Genomic DNA, 7,013 nt, shown 5'->3' on the forward strand with positions numbered 1-7,013 from the left:
TTGGTTTTGTCTATTGATTTTTGCGGTGAGCCCTCTAGTGTATGCAAAATTGAAGATTTACTACATGCCGACCGGAAAGTGGGAGCGAAATCTTTGGCGGATGGATATCAATGGGGCAAACAAGGAGTTGTTCCTCGAATCGCCCGTTCCGATGGATAATCCTAAACTTTCCCCAGATGGAAAGCAAATTCTGTTCACACTGCCACCTTGGCGTAAAGGTGAATTGATGGTGATAAATTTGGACGGCAGCGGCTTGCGGAAACTTCTTGCCGATCCGCCGCGTCCGGTCAATACGAATGCGGAATGGTCGCCAGATGGGAAATGGATTGTTTATGAAGCCTATCATCCGGATTTGCGTCCCTGCTCAAGGACTTAACTCCTTTCAAATTGCCGCCGATATAGAAGCAAACATGTACTTTCCCTTTTGGTTTCCAAACAGCAAGCGCATCGGCTTTACCGTCCTTAAATGGGGTGCAAAACTGCATTGGGTTGACGCGGATCCCAACGCGAAGGCAAAAGAGATGAATCACCGATTCTTTGCCGACATAATTCATTGGTCTCCAAATGGGAAAAGGACTATTGTGCACGGGTCGATAGAGGAAAGGGGAATGCAGGGATTATTCCTCGGTGATGCGTTAGGCAGAAATCTGGTTCGTCTTAATAATGAGGCGAGTCTGGGCTGGGGACAATGGTTGCCGGACAATAAGCATATTGTTGGTCCGGGGGGCGTAGGCGGCCGTTCCGATGTCCTCGTAATGAATGTCGACACCCAAGAAGTTCAGCGTTTGACCGACGATGGTCGAAGCAGGTTTGTCTTCTGGCACGACCCTGCGCTTGCAGTGGAACCTGCGGGAAAGCTATCGACATCTTGGGGAGCAATCAAAGGGCAGGTTATAGATTCCGAAAAGTGAGGGCAAAAGGTGTATACCTGAGAATCGCAACTGCGCTTTCAGTGAAACTACGATGATTTTCTTTCCGGCACATCCACTCCCGACCGCTGCATGAAATCTCGCATGATTTCTAGCTGGTCCTCCTGCCCACGCCCTTGATCGCAGAACCGGCTGAAAATATCTTCGACCAGCGGACCGAGTTCTATCGGTATGTCGAGTTCCCTGCCAAGTTCGACCGCCAAGTGCACGTCTTTAACAGCCAAGTCCGCAGCGGAGTTCACATCCTCGCCAGCCAAGAGTAAATCGATTGTTCGGCGCAGGTACATGCTATCGCCTGTGCTGGTCTTAATCACATCAAGCAGTGCTTGTGGGTGGATGCCCGCCTTGGCACCCATCGCCATCCCCTCGCAGACGCCGGCGAAATTAATGAACATGATAAAGTTATTTACCAACTTGGTCACGTGTCCACTGCCTACCTGTCCCATGTAAGCGATATGGTCACCGATGCTCTGAAACAGCGGTTGAAACCGTTCAAAATCTCCCTTCTCACCGCCCACAAATATAGTGAGTGTCCCGTCCCTCGCGCCAAATACACCGCCGCTAATCGGCGCATCGAGGACGTGGAATCCTCTTGACGCACCGATTTCGGCGATTTTCTGCAGGGTTGAGGGTGAATTGGTGCTCAGATCTATATAAGCGCACCCTTTGTTCAGACCTGCGAAAACACCGTCCTCATCTAGAACAACTGCCTCGACCTCTTTGGGACCCGGCAGCGATGTAAGTACCACGTCCGATTGGGCTGCTACGTTCTGTGGGCTTGTCCCCCACGTTGCGCCGGCAGCTTCAAGGGGCTGACCCATCTCGCGACGGACGTCGTGGACTGTTAAGCTATATTGGGCTTTGAGGAGATTTGCTGCCATCGGATTGCCCATATTACCCAAACCGATGAAACCAACATTCATATCAATCCTTCCAAGGTATTTAGGTCACTAGTTAATTAGTTCATTGGTTCATTGAATTGGTCTGATTTATACATTGCGCTATCTTGAAGTTCATGTAAGCAGGAAACTAAAAAGACTAAAGACGGGCAACCACAAGGGTTGCCCCTACAACTCGCCCAAGCCCGAATTGGGGCGGGGAAATCTTGCCCCTACGCTGGCACAATTCTTTTATATAAGGTATCTTGAATGTGTCAATGATATTTAACGCGATTCGTCCTGTGTGGGGAACTCGGCGGGCATGGTGATTTCAATGACCTCAAAGTCGTCGGAATACTCCAACACCTCGTGTTTGATTCCGGGGGGTTGATACCAAGCATCGCCAGCCTCAACGCGGATTTCGCCGATGTCCTCAAAGTCAAGTAACGCCCAACCCTTAAGCAGGTAATTCATCTGAAAGTCGAGGGCGTGAGAGTGGTAGCCCATGGGACCGTCGCAAGGTTGATTGACGCGGATGACGTGTGCCAATACCTTGCCGTCGGTGGCAGTGTTGATCCCCAGATCTCGGTAGAGGAAGTAGGGGCGTAAACCTTCTTCCCAATTAGCATCCTTTATGTGCGAAGCAAACGCTCCGGTTGTTTTTTTACTCATGTTGTAACTCCTTTTTGTATAAGATGGTAATGTCGAATACCTTTCGATGGTACTAGTTTGGAACTATGGATTGACGTGAAACGTGAAAACAGTTTTGATGGGGATTTTATGAGAGTATACCCTATGAATTAATGATAGGATTTACGCTGTTGAACGATGAGGTGTTGTAGTTCAATGCTTCATCACCAATGCGGGGCAAGATGCCCCGCCTACGATATGCGGGTGGGTCTGAACATCCCCCTTGATGCCCGATAAATCGGGCAACTACAATTTGAAGTGCGTAATCCTTAAATAAGTTAAAGATTGAGAAACGTCTCAATTTCTGATGCTGTTGGTAAAGCAGGGATGACACCGACTTTTTGTGTTGTTAATGCTCCCGCTGCGTTGGCGTATCTCATTATCTCTTGGAGTCGATTATCGTCGAGTTCAGGCAGTTTTCCCACACCTCCACCGGAATCCATTATTTGTGTCAGCATCGCTGCGACGAATCCATCCCCTGCCCCGAGTGGATCTACCACTTCAACCTTGAATCCGTCCACATAGCCTTGATGCGAGCCGTTATTATAATAACAGCCGTGCTCGCCTAGCGTCACGATGACTAGCTCTACGCCGGTCTCCAAGATACGCTCACTTCCCTCCTCCAGTTTGGGGGTATCTGTGATAAACTCCCACTCCTCGTCTGCCGCTTTGACGACATTCGCATATGGCATGACCTCCCAGATCCAGTGTTTAGCCTCCTCTGGTGCATCCCACATCATCAGACGCAGATTTGGATCGTAGGATATGAATGCGCTAGCCTTCTTCGCATACTGAATCGCTTGCATCGTGGCATCGCGGGCGGGTCGATGACTTAAACTGCACGAACCGTAGTGAAACAGGTCCGCAGATTGAACATACGCTGCATCAATTTCGTCAGGTCTGAGTAGTATATCTGCCCCCGGATTGCGATAAAAGAGGATGTCCTTCGCGCCGTCTGAGCGGGTGGCAACAAACGCTAACGTTGTCCGGCGATCCGCCTCTGAGATGAGATGAGCGGTATCAACGCGGTTCTGTTCAAGCGTCTGTCGCAGAAAATCACCGAACGGTTCGTCGCCAATTTTACCGATAAACCCTGAATCCACACCAAGTTTTGCCAAACCAACGGCAACGTTTGCAGTTGCGCCGCCCGCTGCTTTGGCGAATCCCGGTGCTTCTACAAGCGTGACGTCAACTGTTGTGGAAACAAAATCGATGAGTAACTCACCGATACAAAGCGCTTTGGGCATCCTCGTCCCCTCTTCCGGGACATACTTCCATTTTTAACTCAAGTTGCTATCTGTTGTTCCAGCATCTTTACGGACGTGATGCGTGAAACGGGATGCGTAATTGGCATAAGGATTACGGCATACGGAGTATGCCTACTACTTTGTGACGCTTGTGTTATCTTGTTTGATGGCGATCAACCGGCGTGACAGATGGCATGCGCCGATTAGAAGATAGGTGTGGTTTAGGGAATTGATTGATCGGCACAATCTCAAATTTTACAAGCACGGCCTGTTTATCCGTTGGCGCCTGAGCCAGTGTTACCGTACCGTTCGATAGAAGTGTAAGTTGTGGTTGATACAGTGTGATACTCACAACTGTTGCGATCACTGCCAATGAAGTTACAACGGCATAGGGTCGCACCCGCGTTCGAAGGCTGTAAAGCAGCCATGCGAACGACGCTTCTAACCGCCGTAAAATACGACGAAAAACAGAGATTCGCTCCTTTTCAATTACAGTGATTGCTGCAGCTTGACGCATAAGGTTCGGCAGGAAATTGTCGGACGTTTTTACCGGCTCAAGCTGTTGAAGGATCTTATTTGTTTGCCGGAGGCGCATTGTCTCGTGTGCACAACTTGGACACCGTTTGAGGTGCCACTGAATCAGTTGAATTGTCCACAAGGGCAGCTCACGGTCTACATAAGCGGATAACTGTGGTTGAACATTTTCACACTTTAGCATGGGAACTCTCTCCAATTCCAACTTCTATGAGGAGTGTTTTCATATTCTGACGGGCGCGATGGATAAGTGATTTCACGGCACTAACGGAGCATTCAAGAACCTCTGCGATTTCATCATACCTCAGATTTTGATAGCTCACGAGAAGCAGTGCCAACCGCTGGTTTTCAGGTAAGCGATCAATTGTCTGTTGAATGATGATTTGTCGTTCCTTTTTTTCGTAGACTTCGTCAGGCAGTTGGCTAACATCCTGCATAAGCTCAAAATAGCTGACAGCCTCACTGTCAGGGACAAGATCGTCGAGATAAGCGGTATTCCGTCGCTTCCGATCTCGAATTTCGTTACGGCATAAATTTGTTGCGATGAGATACAGCCAATTTTTGAATTGACACTTGGGTTCGTAACGGTTCGCACTTCTGAAAACGCGCAGAAATGTCTCCTGCGCCAAGTCTTCAGCTCGGTGATAGTCGCCTATAGTTCGATAGATGAAATTTGTGATGAGGTCTTTATAGCGCATCACGATTAGCTCAAAAGCACTCATGTCACCGTTTCGACACTTCATCATCAATTCTTCGTCGGAGGTACGCAAAACGCATTTTCCTTTTTTTCAGGAGTAGAAATCTTGAAACGCCGATGGAAGATTATAACATCAGAATCGCAATGGATCAACAGTTTTATAAACACCGTTGCCTTGCTAGAAGTTTCGCTCAGTGATTTTTGTTGACCAGCGGTCGATAAATTGGTAAGATAGCTGCGTGTTCGTTTCCAACCACGAAATCCAGCGTTGTCCCGTGCTACGCCGAATTATAAAATGTGAGAATTAGAGGAGAGACAGCCATGAGAGTTGTTACCGGTGGGATCGCCCACGAAACCAGCACTTTCACCACAGTCGAAACAGATTGGCAGAGTTACAAGGAACGGTTCTACCTGCGGGGCGAAGAGATATTAAATACATTCCGGCGCACTAACACCCCAATTGGCGGATTTATTGATGGTGCGGGAACTCATGGGTTTGAACTAATTCCGACCGTTTTCGCTGAGGCGCACCCCAGCGGACCAACTCCTCGGAATATCTTCGATGCCATTTTGGAGGAGATATTAAACGGAATTGCTGAAGCCGGTTCAATAGACGGGGTGCTGCTTGGGTTGCACGGTTCGATGGTGGTCGGAGACCTTGAGGCACCAGATGGTATTGACGATCCTGAAGGGCATATACTAGCGGCGGTTCGTCAGGTGGTTGGCCCAGAGATTCCTATCCTTGCACAATTGGATATTCATTCCAACGTTTCTCCACAGATGGTTGACGCTGCAGATGTGTTAATCGGGCGAGAGACCTATCCGGAGATCGATATGGCGGAACGTAGTCGTGAATGTGCCGATGTGTTGATGTCTATGGTGAATGATGGTAAACGCCCAACGATGGCGCTGCATCAAATCCCGATGATCTGGGGGATACACCAAGTCACGGCGCACCCGCCGATGCGGGAAGCGATTGAGGAGCTGCATCGTATAGAAACTCAAGCCGGTGTCATTTGTGGCTCGATTGCAACCTGCTACTATCTGGCTGATGTGCCGAATATGGGGGCATCGGTTTACATTGTGACCGATAATGATCAAGCCTTAGCTCAAACCTATGCCGATCAGTTGGGGGAATGGATCTTTGAGCGACGTGAAACGTGGCATGGTCCCTCGCTGACAACGCGTGAAGCATTACAGATGGCAGAAGCGGGAGGGAATTTCCCGGTGATTTTTGCGGATCGAAACGATAACACCGGCGGCGGCTCTCCGGGCGATAGCACTGGTATGTTGCAGTGCTTCATAGAAGCAGGACTTCAGGACGCCTGCATACTTTATATCGTTGATCCGGAGGCAATTGCGCAGTGCCATTGCGCTGGTGTGGGAGCGACGTTGACTCTAGATGTTGGTGCCAAATCAACCCCTGAACAGGGGCAACCTATCCGCATGACGGCAGAGGTGATTGCACTATCGGATGGTAGTTTCCGTTACGATGGACCGATGCTCGCCGGTTTAAGCAGCACCATGGGACCATCCGCGCATATTAAGCAGGGAGGTATTCACGTCCTGCTAGTCACACAACGGGAGCAACCCTTTGACACCGCTTTTTCGCGCACACTTGGATTAGAGCCGCGCCAGATGCGCTATATCGGGGTCAAATCTTCCGCGCACTTTCGCGCAGGGTTTGAGTCATGGGCGGGGGCGATCCATGTTGTGTATGAGCCTAGCATCCATACACTGAGCGATCTGACCTTCAAACGACTTGGTCGCAAATTATATCCCTTTGATAATAGCTAACACTCGACTCTTGAGGAGAGCCTATGAAAATTCCAATTCTATACGGTCCGCGAGATCTTCGCATGGAGGAACACCCCCTTGATACAGACAACCTGAAGCCGAAAGACATTTGGATCGAGACCGAGATCTCCGCCCTAAAAATCGGAACAGATCGCGGCAACTACGAAGGTGCAGAACAGGTTCCGGGCGCGCCGGGCTACCCCCGATGGGTCGGGGACAGCAACTTGGGGGTCGTTCGCGG

Annotated in this window: 9 protein-coding genes; 4 read left to right on the plus strand and 5 right to left on the minus strand. The window is 49.7% G+C overall.

Annotation, left to right across the window (positions count from 1 at the left end; translation table 11 throughout):
• Window positions 1–376 (plus strand): PD40 domain-containing protein (locus tag J4G02_19055; GenBank protein ID MCE2396636.1); only part of this gene is annotated, 376 nt, incomplete at its 5' end.
• Window positions 333–911 carry a hypothetical protein gene (locus J4G02_19060; GenBank protein ID MCE2396637.1) on the plus strand — a complete coding sequence of 193 codons (579 nt, stop codon included), beginning with the start codon at window positions 333–335 and terminating at the stop codon, window positions 909–911. The genes J4G02_19055 and J4G02_19060, both read left to right, overlap by 44 nt.
• A gap of 47 nt (window positions 912–958) precedes the next feature.
• Here J4G02_19060 and J4G02_19065 read toward each other — a convergent pair whose 3' ends face one another.
• The 5 genes from J4G02_19065 to J4G02_19085 form a co-directional block, all read right to left on the minus strand.
• Window positions 959–1,852 (minus strand): NAD(P)-dependent oxidoreductase, encoded by an 894-nt coding sequence (locus J4G02_19065; GenBank protein ID MCE2396638.1) that lies wholly within the window; start codon window positions 1,850–1,852, stop codon window positions 959–961.
• Window positions 1,853–2,092: 240 nt separating this feature from the next.
• Complete coding sequence (locus J4G02_19070; protein ID MCE2396639.1) at window positions 2,093–2,479, minus strand: cupin domain-containing protein; 387 nt, start codon at window positions 2,477–2,479, stop codon at window positions 2,093–2,095.
• A gap of 296 nt (window positions 2,480–2,775) precedes the next feature.
• Window positions 2,776–3,744: a hypothetical protein gene (locus J4G02_19075; protein MCE2396640.1), complete on the minus strand. Its 969-nt coding sequence runs from the start codon at window positions 3,742–3,744 to the stop codon at window positions 2,776–2,778.
• A 154-nt stretch (window positions 3,745–3,898) separates the two neighbouring features.
• Window positions 3,899–4,462, minus strand: a complete 564-nt coding sequence (locus J4G02_19080; GenBank protein MCE2396641.1) for a zf-HC2 domain-containing protein — start codon at window positions 4,460–4,462, stop codon at window positions 3,899–3,901.
• Window positions 4,449–5,048 (minus strand): RNA polymerase sigma factor, encoded by a 600-nt coding sequence (locus J4G02_19085; GenBank protein ID MCE2396642.1) that lies wholly within the window; start codon window positions 5,046–5,048, stop codon window positions 4,449–4,451. Before J4G02_19085 ends, J4G02_19080 begins: the two co-directional genes overlap by 14 nt.
• 248 nt (window positions 5,049–5,296) lie before the next feature.
• On the opposite strand from J4G02_19085, the gene J4G02_19090 reads away from it, so the two are divergent.
• Both J4G02_19090 and J4G02_19095 read left to right on the plus strand, forming a co-directional pair.
• Entirely contained in the window at window positions 5,297–6,772 is a 1,476-nt protein-coding gene (locus J4G02_19090; protein MCE2396643.1) for a M81 family metallopeptidase, read from the plus strand.
• A gap of 23 nt (window positions 6,773–6,795) precedes the next feature.
• Window positions 6,796–7,013, plus strand: a 218-nt coding sequence (locus J4G02_19095) for a hypothetical protein (GenBank protein ID MCE2396644.1), incomplete at its 3' end; no start/stop codon positions are given.

It is taken from the genome of Candidatus Poribacteria bacterium (assembly GCA_021295755.1).
Taxonomy (GTDB): Bacteria; Poribacteria; WGA-4E; order WGA-4E; family PCPOR2b; genus PCPOR2b.